General features: G+C 70.5%; 10 protein-coding genes. All 10 read left to right on the top strand.

Annotated features, from left to right (window positions below):
* Positions 1-70 precede the first annotated feature (70 nt).
* The 10 genes from DMP23_RS15800 to DMP23_RS15755 all read left to right on the top strand — a co-directional run bounded on the left by DMP23_RS15800 (position 71) and on the right by DMP23_RS15755 (position 16439).
* Positions 71-3406: a molybdopterin-dependent oxidoreductase gene (locus DMP23_RS15800; protein ID WP_337821492.1), complete on the top strand. Its 3336-nt coding sequence runs from the start codon at positions 71-73 to the stop codon at positions 3404-3406.
* A 72-nt stretch (positions 3407-3478) separates the two neighbouring features.
* Positions 3479-4822 (top strand): NADP-specific glutamate dehydrogenase, encoded by a 1344-nt coding sequence (gene gdhA, locus DMP23_RS15795; protein ID WP_337821491.1) that lies wholly within the window; start codon positions 3479-3481, stop codon positions 4820-4822.
* A 576-nt stretch (positions 4823-5398) separates the two neighbouring features.
* The gene (locus DMP23_RS15790) at positions 5399-6232 is read left to right on the top strand and encodes a helix-turn-helix domain-containing protein (protein WP_337821490.1); all 834 of its coding nucleotides are present in this window, start codon (positions 5399-5401) and stop codon (positions 6230-6232) included.
* 584 nt (positions 6233-6816) lie between these two features.
* Positions 6817-7860: a LuxR C-terminal-related transcriptional regulator gene (locus DMP23_RS15785; RefSeq protein ID WP_337821489.1), complete on the top strand. Its 1044-nt coding sequence runs from the start codon at positions 6817-6819 to the stop codon at positions 7858-7860.
* Between the two features lie 52 nt (positions 7861-7912).
* The gene (locus DMP23_RS15780; RefSeq protein WP_337821488.1) at positions 7913-8962 is read left to right on the top strand and encodes a LuxR C-terminal-related transcriptional regulator; all 1050 of its coding nucleotides are present in this window, start codon (positions 7913-7915) and stop codon (positions 8960-8962) included.
* Between the two features lie 96 nt (positions 8963-9058).
* The gene (locus DMP23_RS15775) at positions 9059-10234 is read left to right on the top strand and encodes a M24 family metallopeptidase (protein WP_337821487.1); all 1176 of its coding nucleotides are present in this window, start codon (positions 9059-9061) and stop codon (positions 10232-10234) included.
* Positions 10231-12006, top strand: coding sequence for a hydantoinase B/oxoprolinase family protein (locus DMP23_RS15770; protein ID WP_337821486.1), 1776 nt, complete (start codon positions 10231-10233; stop codon positions 12004-12006). The genes DMP23_RS15775 and DMP23_RS15770 overlap by 4 nt, the downstream gene beginning before the upstream one ends.
* Positions 12006-14144 carry a hydantoinase/oxoprolinase family protein gene (locus DMP23_RS15765; RefSeq protein WP_337821485.1) on the top strand — a complete coding sequence of 713 codons (2139 nt, stop codon included), beginning with the start codon at positions 12006-12008 and terminating at the stop codon, positions 14142-14144. Before DMP23_RS15770 ends, DMP23_RS15765 begins: the two co-directional genes overlap by 1 nt.
* A complete protein-coding gene (locus tag DMP23_RS15760) occupies positions 14141-14929 on the top strand; it encodes an SDR family oxidoreductase (RefSeq protein WP_337821484.1) in 789 nt (262 codons plus the stop codon). The genes DMP23_RS15765 and DMP23_RS15760 overlap by 4 nt, the downstream gene beginning before the upstream one ends.
* A 22-nt stretch (positions 14930-14951) precedes the next feature.
* Positions 14952-16439 (top strand): glutamine synthetase family protein, encoded by a 1488-nt coding sequence (locus tag DMP23_RS15755; RefSeq protein WP_337821483.1) that lies wholly within the window; start codon positions 14952-14954, stop codon positions 16437-16439.
* Positions 16440-16455: the final 16 nt, after the last annotated feature.

Genomic DNA, 16455 nt, shown 5'->3' with positions numbered 1-16455 from the left:
GCTTGACTTCGCCCGCCTAGGTCCAGCAGGGTACAGGAGTAACCGGTAGCCGGTTACTAAGGAGTAACTAATGCCTGAGATCCGGGGTTACTGCACGTTGTGCCGGTCGCGCTGCGGCGCGGTCTACACGGTCGAGAACGGCGCGCTGCGCGGCGTCCGGCCGGATCCGGCACATCCGACCGGTGCCGCGTTGTGCCCGAAGGGCCGCGCCGCGCCGGAGCTCGTGCACTCCCCCGAGAGGCTGCGCCGGCCGTTGCGCCGCACGACGCCGAAGTCCGCTCCGGATCCGCGCTGGCGCGAGATCAGCTGGGACGAAGCGCTGTCCGAGATCGCCGAACGGCTCGGCGGCATCCGCGCGACCAGCGGGGCCGAGGCTGTCGCGTTCTCGGTCACCTCCCCCAGCGGCACGCCGATGTCCGACTCGATCGACTGGGTCGAGCGGTTCATCCGGCTTTTCGGCAGCCCCAATACGCTGTACGCAACCGAAATCTGCAACTGGCACAAGGACTACGCGCACGCGTTCACGTTCGGTTCGGCATTGCCCGCCCCGGATTACGCGGGTACGGAATTCGCGGTGCTGTGGGGGCACAATCCGGCCAAGGCGTGGCTCGCTCAGTCCGCCGCGCTGGCTGAGGCTCGCACGCCGAAGCTGGCCGTCGTCGATCCGCGACGGACGGCCAGCGCGGTGCGTGCTGAGCACTGGCTCCGGGTGCGGCCGGGCACGGACGGCGCGCTCGCGCTCGGCGTCGCGCGGGAGTTGCTCGAACGTCGCGGGCACGACGAGGCTTTCGTGCGGTCGTGGACGAACGCTCCGTTGCTCGTTCGCACTGACACAGGCCGATTTCTCCAAGCGGCGGAAATCGATCCCGGCGCGGCTGGGTTCGCGGTGTGGGACGAGGTCGCCGGACAAGCAGAGCCGTACGACACGAATTATCCAGCACAAGGGCCGGAAAGGTTTGCCCTGCATGGAAAACGCCGGGTGCACACGCTGGCTGGCCCGGTCGACTGCGTGCCCGCGTTCGAGCATTACGCGCAGGCCTGTGCCGCGTGGCCGCTCGATCGGACCGAAGCCGTGACGACCGTCGAAGCCCCGGCGATCGAAGACTTCGCGGCCGACCTTGCCGAGGCGAAGTCCGTGACGTATGCGGCTTGGTCGGGCGTCGGGCAGCACGCGAACGCGACGCAGACCGAGCGCGCGATCGCCACGCTCTACGCGCTCACCGGCAGCTACGACTCCCCCGGCGGCAACGTCGTGCTCCCGAAGCTCGCGGTCGCGCCGGTCACGTCGGCGGACCAGCTCGCGCCTGAGCAGCGGGCGAAAGCCCTTGGCCGGCAAGAGTTCCCGCTCGGTCCGCCGGACCAGGGCTGGGTGACTGCACGGAACTTCTGCCGCGCGGTCCTCGAAGAAAAGCCTTATCCGGTAAGGGCACTGGTGTCCTTCGGCGGGAATCTTCTGCTGTCGCAACCGGATCCGAACCGTACTGCGGATGCGTTGCGGCGCTTGGAGTTCGCGGTGCATCTTGATTTGTTCGAGAACCCGACCGCGCGCTTCGCCGACCTGTTGCTGCCGGTTCAGACGCCGTGGGAGCACGAGGCGGTCAAGGCCGGTTTCGAGATCAGCCAGGCGGCGCAGGAACACGTGCAGCTGCGGCCGAGGATGACCGATCCGGTCGGCGCGTCGCGTTCGGACACTGAGGTCGTGTTCGAGCTGGCCGGACGGCTCGGGATGGGCGCGGACTTCTTCGACGGCCGCATCGAGGACGGCTGGGATCACCAGCTGGCCCCGCTCGGCCTCACTGCCGCCCAGTTGCGCGAACAGCCCGGCGGCGTCGATCTGCCGTTGCAAACTGAATATCGCAAATACGCCGATCTTGCAGAAAATGGGGCGGTGACTGGGTTTGCGACGCCGACTCGCCGGGTCGAGCTCTATTCCGAACGGCTCGCCGAGCACGGCTACCCGGCGGTTCCGACTGCCGAGCCGCCGGTCCCGGACGCTCGGCATCCGCTGGTGCTGACCTGCGCGAAGAACGGATACTTCTGTCACAGCCAGCATCGCGGGATTTCGTCGCTGCGCAAGCGTTCTCCCGAGCCGGCCGTCGACCTGAGCGCGGAAATCGCCGCGGAGCGCGGGATTGAGGACGGGCAGTGGGTCCGCATCACGACGGCCTCGGCAGACGTCCGGATGCGCGCGCGAATCGATCCCGCACTGCACCGCGACGTGGTCGTGGCGGAGTACGGCTGGTGGCAGCCAGCTCCCGACCTCGCGCTGCCCGGTTCGGACCCGCTCGAGGACGGCGGGACCAACTACAACCTGCTCGTCGACGACGACGCCCATGATCCGGTGAGCGGGTCGGTGCCGTTGCGCTCGACGTTCTGCGACGTCCAGCCGGACGAGCCCGAGCCGTGGACCGGGCAGCGGGAGTTCGCGGTCGAGCGGGCGGAACTGGAGACCGAGGACATCCGGTCGGTGCGGCTCAAGCCGGTGGACGGCGGGGCGGTGCCGAAATTCCGCGCCGGGCAGCACATCACCGTCGCGTGGCCGGACGCGCCGAGGCTGACCCGCAGTTACTCGCTGACCGGGTCGGCGAAAGCCGCCGACGGCGGGTACGCGATCGCGGTGCGGCGGGTGCCGGGCGGGCAGTTCTCGCCCGCCGTGCACGACCGGCTAGAGCCCGGCACCCGGTTGCTGGTCACGGCTCCTTCCGGCGGGTTCGCGCTGCCGACTGTCCATTCGCGGCCGATCGTGCTGCTAGCGGCCGGCATCGGGATCACGCCGTTCCTGAGCTACTTGGAGTCCCTCGAACCCGCGTCCGCGCCGGAGATCGTGCTGCACCACGGGAGCCGCGACCGCTCCCGGCACGCGTTCCGCGCGCGCATCGCCGGGTTGGCGGCTCGGCTGCCCTCCGTCCAGATCGTGGACCACTACAGCCGTCCTGGTCCGGAGGAGTCCTGCGATTTCACCGGCCGGATCACCGCCGACCGCGTCGACGCCGAGCTGATCCGGCGGCGGGCCCGGTTCTACCTGTGCGGTCCGGAAAGCATGCTGGACGAGCTGACCTCCGGACTGGTGGAGCGGGGCGTGCCGCGCTTCGACATCTTCACCGAGAAGTTCCACGCCGCGCCCGCGCCGGTCCACATCCCGGACGACGCGAAAGCCACCGTGCGGTTCGCGCGGTCCGGCCGCGAGGCCACCTGGCGGGCGGGCGACGGGGACCTGCTGCGGTTCGCCGAGGCTTCCGGGGTCGCGCTGCCCAGCGGATGCCGGCTCGGGCAGTGCGAGAGCTGCGCCGTGACGGTGCTGGGCGGAACGGTCGCGCACCTGGTCGCGATCGCCGACGATCTGCCCGCTGACCAGTGCCTTTCCTGTCAGGCGATACCCACTGCGGATGTAGTGCTCGATGCGTGAGTCTGGTCACCCCTAACCTCGCAAACCCCGTCTGGGGTGCGAAATCCGGCATTCGGACGGCATCATCGGCGGATGGCTCTCGACCAGACATCGCGCGCAGTGTACGAGGAGATCGTCCGGAAGAACCCGGCCGAGCCGGAGTTCCACCAGGCCGTCTTCGAAGTGCTGGAAGCGATCCGGCCCGCGCTGCAGCGGGATCCGGACCTGCGCGACGCGGCGATGCTGGAGCGGCTGTGCGAGCCGGAGCGGCAGGTGATGTTCCGGGTGGTCTGGACCGACGACGCGGGCGCGGTGCACGTCAACCGCGGCTTCCGGGTCGGGTTCAGCTCGGCGCTCGGGCCGTACAAGGGCGGGCTGCGCTTCCGCGGCGACGTCACGCTCGGCACGGTCAAGTTCCTCGCCTTCGAGCAGGTCTTCAAGAACGCGCTCACCGGCCTCGGCATCGGCGCGGGCAAGGGCGGGTCCGATTTCGACCCGGCCGGCCGCAGCGACGGCGAGATCATGCGGTTCTGCCAGGCGTTCATGACCGAGTTGGTCCGGCACATCGGCCCGGAGACCGACGTCCCGGCGGGCGACATCGGCGTCGGCGGGCGCGAGATCGGGTACCTGTTCGGCCAGTACAAGCGGCTCACCAACCGCTACGACGCGGGCACGATCACCGGCAAGAACCCGTTGCTGGGCGGCATTCCGGCGCGGCCGGAGGCCACCGGATACGGGACGGTGTACTTCCTCGAGGCGATGCTCGGCGCGCGCGACGACTCGTTCTCCGGCCGCACCGCGGTGGTGTCCGGGTCGGGGAACGTCGCCTACCACGCGATCGCGAAGCTTCAGGAGCTCGGCGCGAAGCCGGTCGTGTGCTCGGATTCGGGCGGGTACGTCCACGATCCGCGCGGGATCGACCTGGAGCTGCTGCACGAACTGAAGGTCGCGCGGCGCGGGCGGCTTTCCGAGTACGTCGACCATGTGCCGTCGGCGAAGTACGTCACCGACGGCACGCCCTGGGATGTGCCGTGTGACCTGGCGTTGCCGTGCGCGACGCAGAACGAGCTGGACGAGCAGTCCGCGTTGCGGCTGGTGAAGAACAACGTCCGGGCGGTCGCGGAGGGTGCGAACATGCCGTGCACGCCCGGTTCGCTGCAGATCTTCCGCGAGGCCGGGGTGGCGGTCGGGCCGGGGAAGGCCGCGAATGCCGGCGGGGTCGCGGTGTCCGCGCTGGAAATGCAGCAGAACGCGGCGCGGGAGCGGTGGACGTTCGAGCGCACCGACCGGACGTTGCGGGACATCATGACCGACATTCACCGGACGTGCCTCGAGACGGCCGACGAGCACGGGGTGGCCGGGGATTACGTGAGCGGGGCGAATATCGCGGGGTTCCGGAAGGTGGTCGCGGCGATGGACGTGTGCGGGTACATCTGAGCCGGATCCTGCGGACGGTCTTCGTTCGGCAGGATTTTGTATGCAGTATTTCGTCGGGGGTCTGCCGGTCGACGGTGGGCGGTCTTCGGTCTGGGATCTGCGGTCTGGGATCTACCGTCTGCGGTCTGCCGGTCGACAGTCCGCCGGTCGGCTGTCGTCGGTCGCCTGTCTTCGGTCGCCAGTCCACTGGTCGGCTGTCTCCGGTCGCGTGTCTTCGGTCGACAGTCCACTGGTCGCCTGGCTCCGGTCGCCTGTCTTCGGTCGACAGTCCGCCGGTCGGCTGTCGTCGGTCGGCGGTCTGCCAGTCGGCAGTCTTTGGCCGACAGTCCGCCGGGCGGCAGTTGGCGATCTTCGGTCTTCCGGTCGGCAGTCTGCGCGTCGGCGATGATGGGATGCGCTGTGGGCGGACTCCCCGCGATGCGAATGCCGAGCCGGTGTTGCCGTGCCGAGGAGGAGCGAACCGCCAGCCGGGGAATGCTTGCCACGCTAGGTGGCTATCCGGAAAAACTGCGCCAGAAATAGGGGCACAGTGTGTCCGTGCTTGACGCGCGGCTGGTGGGGCGCTTCGGTACGAGGGTGACTGCGTATGTGGAGCGTCCGCCGGTGCCGGGTCTGAGTGCGGTGGTGCGCACGGTGTGGATCCAGCGCACTGGCGACGTCCCGTATGCGCAGCGGCATCTGCCTGCGGGCGGGGTCGAGATCCACTTCCCGGTCGGTGGTCGTCCGCAGTTGCTCGGGCCGTTGACCGGGCCGCAGGTCGAGGTTATTCCGGCGCAGACGACGGTCGTCGGGGTGCGGTTCCGGCCGGGGGCGGCTCCTCCCCTGCCTGCGGGGCTCGACGAACTCGCTGACCAGTGCGTCGGGCTGGCCGACGTGTGGGGGCGGGTCGTGGATCGGCTGGTGGAGGCCGTGGCGGTCGCTCCGACGCCCGAGGCGGGGCTTGCCGCGTTGCAGGCGCATCTGCTGCGGGAGTACCGGCGGGTCGGCGGCCTGGATCCGCTGATCAGGGAAGCGGTGCGGGTGCTGATGCCGTGGGAGCCGGTCGGCGTGGACGCGGTTGCGGCGCACTTGGCGTTGTCGGCGAGCCAGTTGCGGCGGAGGTGTCTGCATACGGTCGGGACGAGTCCGAAGGTGCTTCAGCGGACATTGCGGTTCCAAGGGTTTCTGGCGCTGGCTCAGTCCGGGGCGGTCGCGACCGGGCGGCGGGGTGCGGACGGGACGGCGGGGCTGGCCGTCGACGCCGGGTACGCCGACCAGGCGCATCTCAGCCGGGAATGTCTCCGGCTGACCGGGGTCACGCCTAGGCAGCTCCTCGGGGGCGATCTCGACCGGTGCGCGTGCGGGCATGATCATTCCGCTTCTTACACGCCGTTTCTCGAGGGCCGCGGGCGGTCGCCGTTGCGCGGGTGAGCGGAGCATGGGCTGCGGGCAATCGCGGCTGGGCGGGATCTCGAGGGACCACCATCGCCCAGGCCCGCCCGCTCCGGACATCGGCCGACCCGCCGCTCGCACATCCGACCCCCGCCGAGCGCAGCCACCCGCTCCCGATGGCAGGCCGGCCCCGACCGCACATCCGACCCCCGCCGAGCCCAGCCACCCGCTCCCGACGACGGGCCGACTCGCCCGCGACCCGCCGCCCGCACATCCGGCGCCGCCAAGCCCAGCCACCCGCTCCCGATGCCGGGCCGACCCCGCCCGCACATCCGACCCCCGCCGAGCCCAGCCACGCACTCCCGACGACGGGCCGACTCGCCCGCGACCCGCCGCCCGCACATCCGGCGCCGCCAAGCCCAGCCATCCGCCCCGACGACGGGCCGACCCGCCCCCAGCCTGCCGTGCCACGAGACCGGCGGCCCGGCCAAGCACCCATTCCACCCGGCTCGACCAGGCGATTCCCTCCTACGAGGGATGCCCGGGATGGTTCACTGTGGCCCCGTTCGCAGGCCGCAACCCCACCGCGCGGGCGGGAAGAACGATCCGGAGGAGGGTCTTGGATGACCGGACCAGCTCGCCCCGGTGTGGCGTCCCCGGCGCTCGTCGCGGTCGTCGACTCGCTGACCGCCGCGGCCAGCGTCGCCGAGTTGCAGGACTGCTACATGCGCGCGGTGCCGCAGTTGCTGTCGTCGCGTTCGTTCGCCATCTACGTGCGCGACCCGCGGAACCGCGCGCCGGTCAGCCGGGCCACCGAAGGGGCCAGCGACGTCTTCCTGTCCCGGTACGAGGAGCTCGGCCGCGAGCGCGACCCCGTCCTGCGGCACTGTCTCACCGCGAACCAGGCGGCGCACAGTTCGCGTCTGATGAGCCAGGACCGCTGGACCGAGCATCCGGTGTACCGCGAAGTCATGTCGCTGCACGGCTGGCGGATGGTGCTGGAGACGCCGATCGTCGCGGGGGCCGAGATCGTCGGCACGCTCAACTTCGCCGATCGCGACGCCGGGGCGCTCTCCTCCGACGAGGACCTGGCCGTCGCGACGGCGCTGGGGCGGGTCGTGGGGCTGGTGCTGAGCGGGCTGCTCCGGCAGGAAACCCTTCTCCGGGAACGCGATCACCTCGAAATGGCGGTCGACGTGTGCGACAACGCACTGGTCCTGACCGACCATCGGGGCGGACAGCGGCGCTTCAACGCGGCGGCGCGGGCCGCGCTGCGCCGGGTCGCGCCGGACGGGCCGACGGAATGGCTGGAGAACGTGATGGCGGCGAACCCCGACGCCAGCACTCAGGTCGCCGAGGCCGGCGGGGTTAGAGCGACGCTGCGCACGGTGCGGGTGCCCAGCCAGCCCGCGCTGTCGGTGACCACACTGGACATCCAGGACGGCCCGGGCGGCGAGATCGCGCTGAGTCCTTCGCTGTCGGCATTGCTGTCGCCTCGCGAACGGGAGGTGGCTCGGCTGGCGGTGTCGGGGCTGCACGACGATCAGATCGCGGCGAAGATCTTTCTCAGCCGCTACACGGTGAAGCAGCATTTGAAGAGCATTTACCGCAAGCTAGGCGTGGATTCCCGCACTGCGCTCGCGCGGCTCGTGCTGCACGGCACGTGATCTCCGGCCGCAGGGGCTAGAATCCGGAAAATCCGGCCGAGAGAACGAAACGATGTCCCAGCGCGGTCCCGACGAACGAACAGCCCGGCTGGTCGTGTCCGCCACCGACGAGCTGTCGGCGGCCACGAGCACGGAAGAGCTGCTCGAGGTCTATCTCCGCGTGGCCCGGTCCGCGCTGCCGACGCGGTCATTCGGCATTTATCTCTTCTCGCCGGCGCGGCACCGGTCCGCGACCGAAGGCGTCAGCGACCTTTTCCTGGCCCGGTACGAGGACGCCGGACGCGAGCAGGATCCGGTCCTGCGCCGGGCCGTGGACACCCGCAGCGCGGCGCACAGCGCGCACCTGATGCCGCCCGAAGACTGGCAGGATCTGCCGTTCTACCAGGACGTCCTCGCGCTGCACGGGATGCGGATGGTGCTCGAGGCCCCGATCGTCGCGGGCGGCCAGGTGCTGGGGACGCTGAACTTCGCCGACCGGGATCCGGGGCTCCTCGCCGGCGAAGCCGAGGTCGCGGTCGCCTCGGCGCTGGGGCGGGTCGTCGGCTCGGCGGTCGCCTCGCTCGAAGCGCGCGACGATCTGCGGCGCGAACGCGACAACGCGTGGGCCGCGCTGGATCTCGCCGCCGTCGCGCTCGTGACGACCGATCTGCGCACCGGGAAGCGGCGGCTCAACGAAGCGGCCCGGCAGCTGCTGCGCGAAGTGTCCGATGAGGACCCCGAATCGTGGCTGGAAGAGACGATGGCCGCGCGGAATCCCCGCGACGGGTTCGCGTGGACGGTGCCGCTTGCCGAGCGAGGACTGCGGCTTTCGCTGCGTTCCCGGCCCGTTCCGGACGACGAGGTCGCGGTCGCGGTGCTGCGGCTCGAACGGGACGCGGCCGGGCTTCCGCCGTCGATCGCGGCACGGCTGACGCCGCGGGAACGCGAAATCGCTGTCCTGGCTGTGGAAGGCCTCAGCGACGACCAGATCGCCGCGCGGGTCCTGCTGAGCCCCTACACGGTGAAACAGCACCTGAAAGCCGTCTACCGCAAGCTCGGAATCGGCTCGCGGCAAGCGCTCACCCGCGTCGTCCTGAGCGCGCCTCCCTCCTACGAGGGGTAACCGGCCCGGCCTCCCGCGAGGGATCGGCCTGACGTCGCCGCGCTCGTAGCTTTTCCCCCAGGCGTGAACGGGTTCACACCGGGAGGGAAACGGCGGATGAGTGCTTCACTGCGGGAACGCGACCGGCGCTGGGAGCGGCTGCACGCCGCGATGGCGGAGGAAGGTCTCGACGTCCTGGTGGTCGCGGGCAGCGATTACCGCGGCCACAAAGGAACTCTCCGGTACGTGGCCGACTACAACCTGGCCCACCGCTACGGGTACTGCGTCGTCTTCGCGGGCGAGGAACCGGTCATGGTGCTGCCGCAGAACCTGTCCGGCGGCAGGCGGCCGCGGTCGGCGTGGGTGTCGGACTACCGGTATCCGCACGAGCTGGGCGACGGACTGGTCGAGGTCCTGAAATCCCGGCCGCGCAACGGGCGGATCGGCATCGTCGGGCTCGGCGAGATCATGAAGGTCCGCGAGTACCTCCGCCTCGCCGCGGAGCTTCCGCGTGCCAAGCTGGTCGACGCGTCCGCGATGTTCGAGCGGGTGCGCGCGGTCAAGAGCGCGGAAGAACTCGCCGGAGCCGGGGAATCGGCCTATATCACCGATCGCTGCTTCGAGCGGCTTCTCGAGATCGCCCGCCCGGGCATCACCGAGCGCGCGGTGGCGGCGGAAATGTATGCCACGGCGGCACTTCTGGGCGGCGAGGATCCGCTGTTCCTCACCATGTACGCCGACGACGAACCATCCGGGCCGTGCCCGACCTTCGGCGCTCCGCGCGACCGGATCCTGCGCGCGCACGACGTGTTCACCTTCTCCTACGAGGTCGTCGGGCCAGCCGGGTACTGGGTCGAACTGTCCAGAATGGTCACTTTCGCGCCGCCTTCCGGTGCGGTGCAACGGGTTTCCGACGCCGTCGCCGCCGGCATGGCCGCCGCGGCCGCCTCGATCGGGCCGGGCGTGGCCACTTCGGACGTTCAGAAGAACGTCATCCGGGCGGTCGAGGAACAAGGCGTCGAATCGTCGTACTGGTCCGGGCACGGGCTCGGGCTCGACGTTCTCGAAGAGCCGTGGGTCGGCCTCGACGTCGTCCAGGACGACAGTTCCGCGGGCGCGGTGCCGGTGCTCGGCGCGGGCATGGTGCTCGCGCTGCACCCGATGCTCTGGGAAGCCGAAACCTCGGCCATGGGCTACATGGCCGACACGCACATCGTCACCGAGCAGGGCTGCCGGACGCTGTCCGAGTTCCCGGTCCAGCTCTACCGATTGGCCGCGGGAGGCCGGAAATGACGACCACCGAAGTAGACCCCATCCTCGCCTCGGTCCTGCAGCGCCGGGTCGACGCGATCGCCAAGGAAATGGCGACAATGCTGATGCGCTCGTCGCGTTCGCCGATCTTCAACGAGATCGGCGACCTGGTGACCGTGCTGTTCGACGCGAAGGGCCGGGCGCTCGCGCAGGCCGAGTTCGCCGCGATCATCGCGTTCGGCGCGCAGCCGCCGCTCGAGTACATCATCGACTACTTCGGCGACGACCTCGCCGAGGGCGACGTGATCCTGCACAACGACGTCTTCACCGGCGGCAACCAGAACGCCGACACCGGCGTGTACCTGCCGATCTTCCACGAGGGCGAACTCGTCGCGTGGGCCGCGGCGAAGGGCCACATGGCCGACATCGGCGGCATGACCGTGGGCGGCTACAACCCGCAGGCGCGCGAGATCTGGCAGGAAGCCCTGCGGATCACCCCGGTCAAGATCCACGCGGGCGGCAAGGTCCGCAAGGACGTGTGGGACTTCGTCGGCGCGAACATCCGGATCGACTTCGTCATGCAGGACATCCAGTCCATGATCGGGGCCTGCCAGGTCGGCCGCCGCCGGCTGCTGCACGTGCTGGAGCGCTACGGGCGGGACACCTTCGACCGGCATCTCGACTACGTCCTCGAAAGCTCCGAACGCCAGGTGCGCGCCGAGATCGCCCGCTGGCCCGACGGGGTTTACCACGGCGAGAGCTGGATGGTGTCCGACGGCGTCGACGCCTCCGCCCGGTACCGCATCGCGTGCGAGGTCCGGATCGAGGGCGACGAGATCACCTTCGACTTCAGCGCCACCGACGACCAGTCCCCCGGCATCGCGAACATGCCGCCCGCGTCGGCGAAAGGCGCGGTGCGGATCGTGTTCCTGATGCTGATCGCCGCGGGCGGCATCGTCATCCCGACGAACCAGGGACTGTTCGCCCCGCTCAGCACCGTTTTCCGGGAGGGCTCGCTGCTGAACCCGCGGTTCCCGGCCGCGACGATCTTCGGCAACCAGATGTGCGACGAAGTCCTCGAAGCGATCATGACCGCGCTGGCGGACGCGTTGCCGGACCGGGTCACCGCGGGCTGGAACCAGTTCATCTGCACCGCGCTCAACGGCGTCGACCCGCGCAGCGGAGGCCCGTTCGTGACGCTGACGGTGTTCCAGCGCAGCGGACCGGGCGCGATGCGCGGAGCCGACGGCTGGGACGCGTTCGGCTTCACCGGCACCGCCGGGCAGATGCGCGCGCCCGACCCGGAGATGTTCGAACTCACGTCGCCGCATTTCCTGGAATACCACGAGTATCTGCCGGATTCGGCGGGCGCGGGCGAATGGCGCGGCGGCCTCGGCACCCGCTCGGCTTGGCGCTGCTACGGCGAGACCGAGGTCGGGGTCACCATCGGCGACGACGTCGAATGCGAAGGGGCCGAAGCCGCGCCGGGCCTGTTCGGCGGGCATCCCGCCGGGCGCAACCGGATCGTCGTGGAGTTCCCGGACGGGACCACGCATCTGTGGGGCTCCAAGGAAATGGTCGCGCTGCCCGCGGGATCGGTCGTGCGCTCGGAGAGCGGCGGCGGGGCGGGATACGGCGATCCGCGGCGGCGTCCGGCGGAGACCGTCTGCCGCGAGGTGCGCGACGGCTTGCTGAGCGCGGAACGGGCTCGGGACGACTACGGCGTCGTGCTCGCCGGCGGACCGGACGGCGGCTGGGCCGTCGACGAGGCGGCCACGGCCGCCCTGCGGAACTCGAACGGAAGGACTCACTGATGAGCGCGGCACGAAGCGGCGAGCTGCGGATCGGGATCGACGTCGGCGGCACCTTCACCGACTTCCTCGTGGTCCACCCGGACGGCAGCCATCTCGCCCACAAGACCAGTTCCGTCCCGTCCGATCCCTCGCGGGCGGTCGTGCAGGGGCTGCGGGAGATCGCGGACCTGCGCGGGCAGTCCGTCGAGGAACTGCTCGGCAGCGTCGGCACGATCGTCCACGGCACGACCGTGACCACCAACGCGCTGCTCACCCGGCGCGGCGCGGCCACCGGATTGCTGACCACCGAAGGATTCCGCGACGTGCTGCCGATGCGCGACGGCACCCGAGAGGAGGCGTACAACAACCGGCTCGAAGCTCCGGTGCCGCTCGTCCCGCGCCACCTCCGGCTTCCCGTGCCCGGCCGGCTCGACCACACGGGCGCCGAGGTGACCGGACTCGATCCGGAAGCCGTGCGGCGCGCGGCGAAGACGTTCCGGGACGCGGGCGTCGAAGCGGTCGCGGTGAGCTTCCTGCACTCGCACGCGAGCCCGGAGCACGAGGACGCCGCCGCCGAGATCCTCGCCGAGGAACTGCCCAGGATCTACGTGACCCGGTCGAGCGCGCTGCTGGCCCAGGTCCGCTACTACGACCGGACCTCGACGGCGGTGCTGAACTCCTACGCGGGACCGATCATCAGCCGCTATCTCGCCGGGCTGACCGAAACGCTGGAGGAAGCCGGGTTCGGCGGCCTGCTCCTGCTGATGCAGTCCAACGGCGGCGTCGCCACCCCCGCCGAACTCGCCCGACGCGCCGCGCTGTCCCTGCTGTCCGGGCCTGCGTCCGGCCCGACCGCCGGGCTGTTCGAGGTCGCCCCGCACGGCTGGGACCGCTGCCTGACCGTCGACATGGGCGGCACCAGTTTCGACGCCGCCGTGGTCAACGACGGCCGCCCGCTGGTGATGACCGACGGCACGATCGACCGCTGGCGGATCGCGCTGCCGATGGTCGACATCCACACCATCGGCGCGGGCGGCGGCAGCATCGCGCGGGTCGACGACGGCGGGATGCTGCGGGTCGGGCCGGAAAGCGCCGGAGCCGTCCCCGGTCCTGCCTGCTACGGCCGGGGCGGCACCCGCGCGACCGTCACCGACGCCGACGTCGCGCTCGGCTACATCGACCCGACCTCGTTCATGGCGGGCGGGATCCCGCTCGACGCGGCGGCGTCCCGGGCCGCGCTGGAACGGGACGTCGCCAAGCCGCTGGGCCTCGACGTGGTCTCCGCCGCGGCCGGCGTCTACGACCTGGTGAACGTGACCATGGCGGCCGGGGTCCAGGCGATCACGGTGCGGCGGGGGCTCGACCCGCGCGACTTCCCGATCGTGGTCGCCGGGGGCGCGGGCCCGGTCCACGCCGCGGCGATCGCGTCGGAACTGGAGATCCCTGTCCTCGTGACGCCGCGGCAGTCCTCCATCTTCTGCGCGGCCGGGATGCTCGCCTGCGATTTCAAGCACGACTACGTACGCAGCATTTCCGGTTCGCTGGCCGAGTTCAGCCTGGACCGGTTGCGCGACATCTGGGCTTCGATGGCCGCCGAGGGACGCGAAACCCTTCGCGGGGAAGGAATTCCCGAAAGCGCCGTCACCTTCGAGCCGTCGCTGGACATGCGGTACGCGGGTCAGTGGTTCGAGATCAACGTGCCGGTCGGCATCGACGGCATGGACGCGCCCGACCGGACGAAGCTGGCCGAGCTTTTCCACGCCCAGCACGACATTCTGTTCGGCTACCGGGCCGAGGACGAGCCGGTCGAGGTGCTCAACGTCCGGTTGACCGCGATCGGCGCGACGCCTCGTCCGCCGCTGGATCTCGGCGCGCTCGACGCGGATCTGACCGAGGACCCGCAGATGGGCGAGCGGGAGATCTGGTCGCCGGCGCGGCGCGCGATGGTGCCCGCCCGGATCATGGACGGCCACCGGATGGCACCGGGTGCGCGGCTGTCCGGACCGGCCGTGGTCGAACTCGGCACCGCTTCCCTGGTGGTGCTGGACGAATACGACCTCGTGGTCGACCCGCGCGGTTCGTTCGTGCTGTATCTCCGCGAACGCGCGCACGAGCTGGCCGACCGGCTGTCCCTCGCCGAAGACCTGGTGCTGCGATGACCGGCTTCGAGGGAACGACCGCTGTCGTCACCGGCGGGGCGACGCTCATCGGCGCGGCGATCGTCCGCGCGTTCGCCGAGGCGGGCGCGCAGGCCGTGGTGCTCGACATCGACGAACCCGGCGGAACCGCGCTGGCCAGCGAACTCGGTGAATCCGTCACGTTCCACCACGTCGACATCACTGACGACGCCGCACTCGGCCGCGTCCGCGACGCGCTCACGGCCGGGCCGGGAAAGGTCGACGCACTGGTCAACCTCGCTTGTTCCTATGTGGACGACGGCAGCAAGTCCACCCGAGCGGACTGGCGACAGAGCCTCGATGTGAACGTCATCGGCACGGCTTTGGTCACCACCACCCTGCTGCCCCTGCTCACCGCCTCGGACCGGCCAGCGGTCGTCAACTTCACCTCGATCTCCGGCCGCGTCGCCCAGGCCGGGCGCTGGCTCTACCCGGCGGGCAAGGCCGCGGTCGCGCAGCTGACCCGGTCGATGGCGCTCGACCTGGCCGCCGACAGCATCCGCGTCAACTCCGTCTGCCCGGGCTGGACCTGGTCCGCGGTGATGGACCGGCTGTCCGGCGGAAACCGGGAGAAGACCGACCGGGTCGCCGCTCCCCTGCATCCGCTCGGGCGCGCCGGCGACCCGGCCGAGATCGCCGCCGCGGTGCTCTTCCTCTGCTCCCCCGCGGCCTCGTTCGTCACCGGCGCCGACCTCGCGGTGGACGGCGGCTATTCGGCGATCGGCCCCGAACGCGGCGAAATCCTCATCCCCCAGCTGGCCGAGTGACCGGCCGACAAGGAGAAACCCAGTGAGCACTTTCGTGGACCGCCACGGCCTGCACAGCCCGGAACAGCGCGCCGCCGAGGAGAAGAACCTCGCCGAGATCGAGGCCGCCGGGGTCGAAATGGTCCGCCTCGTGTGGCCGGACCAGCACGGCCTCCCGCGCGGCAAGTCCGTGACCGTCAAAGCGTACGCGGCGGCGCTGCGCGACGGCATGGAGATCACCATGGCGCCGTTCTTCTTCGACACCGCCAACGCCATCGTGTTCAACCCGTTCAGCCCCGGCGGCGGCTTCGGCGTCCCGGAACTCTCCGGCAGCCCGAACGTGACCATGGTGCCGGACCCGGAGACGTTCGCCGTCCTGCCGCACGTGCCCGAGACCGCGTGGGTCGTGTGCGATCTGTACCTGCGCGACGGGTCGCCGTTCCCCTTCGCTCCCCGCGCGATTCTCCGGCGGCAGCTGGAAAAACTGGCCGAAGCCGGGTTCTCCCTGGTCGCCGGGATCGAACTCGAGTGGTACCTCACCCGCGTGCTCGACCCGATGCTCGAAACCGGCTCGCTCGGCGCGCCCGGGCTGCCCGGCGACCCGCCCAAGGTCGCGCCCGTCGCCCGCGGCTACAACTACCTGCTCGACGGGCACCTCGACGAGATCGACGACGTGCTCCGGCCGATCCGCAAAGCAGTCTCCGCGCTGGGCTTGCCGCTGCGCTCGATCGACGACGAGTGGGCGCCCAGCCAGGTCGAGACGACCTTCGACGTCCAGCAGGGTATGGCCGTCGCCGATTCGGTGCTGTTGTTCCGCAGTGTCGTCAAGCAGGTCGCGCGCCGGCACGGCCACCACGCGACGTTCATGTGCACCCCGGCGATCCCCGGTTTCTACGCCAGCGGCTGGCATCTGCACACCTCGCTGGTCGACGCGGTGAGCGGAGCCAACGCGATGGTGCCCGGCACCGAAGCGGAGGCGCTGTCCGAGACCGGGACGCACTACGTCGGCGGCACGCTCGCGCACGCCGCCGCGGCGTCGGTCTTCACCACCCCGTCGATCAACGGCTACCGGCGACGCCGCCCGCATTCCCTCGCGCCCGACCGCTGCACCTGGGGCCTGGACAACCGCGCCGCGATGATGCGCGTCATCGGCGGACACGGAGATCCGGCGACCCACGTCGAGAACCGGGTCGGCGAGCCGTCAGCGAATCCGTACCTGTATCTCGCCGCGCAAACCGCTTCCGGGCTCGACGGCATCCTCGGCAAACGCAGCCCCGGAGCGCTGTCCGACGACCCCTACGCCTCGGACGCGCCGCAGCTGCCGACGAGCCTGCGGGCAGCGCTGGACGAACTGGACTCGAGCGAGTTCTTCCGCGCGGAGTTCGGCGACAGCTTCGTCGACTACCTCGTGCGCATGAAGCGCAGCGAGGTCGAGCGGTACGAGGCGCACGTCAACGAGCAGCCCGACCCGGCCGCGTATGCCGCCGAGGTCACCGAATGGGAGCACCGCGAGTACTTCGAACTCTTCTGACCCGCCATCGTTTGGA

The sequence above is a fragment of the Amycolatopsis sp. A1MSW2902 genome, from assembly GCF_017312175.1.
GTDB classification, from domain to species: domain Bacteria; phylum Actinomycetota; class Actinomycetes; order Mycobacteriales; family Pseudonocardiaceae; genus Amycolatopsis; species Amycolatopsis nivea.
Note: the sequence above shows the minus strand (reverse complement) of the source record. Positions and strands in the feature narration are given on the sequence as shown.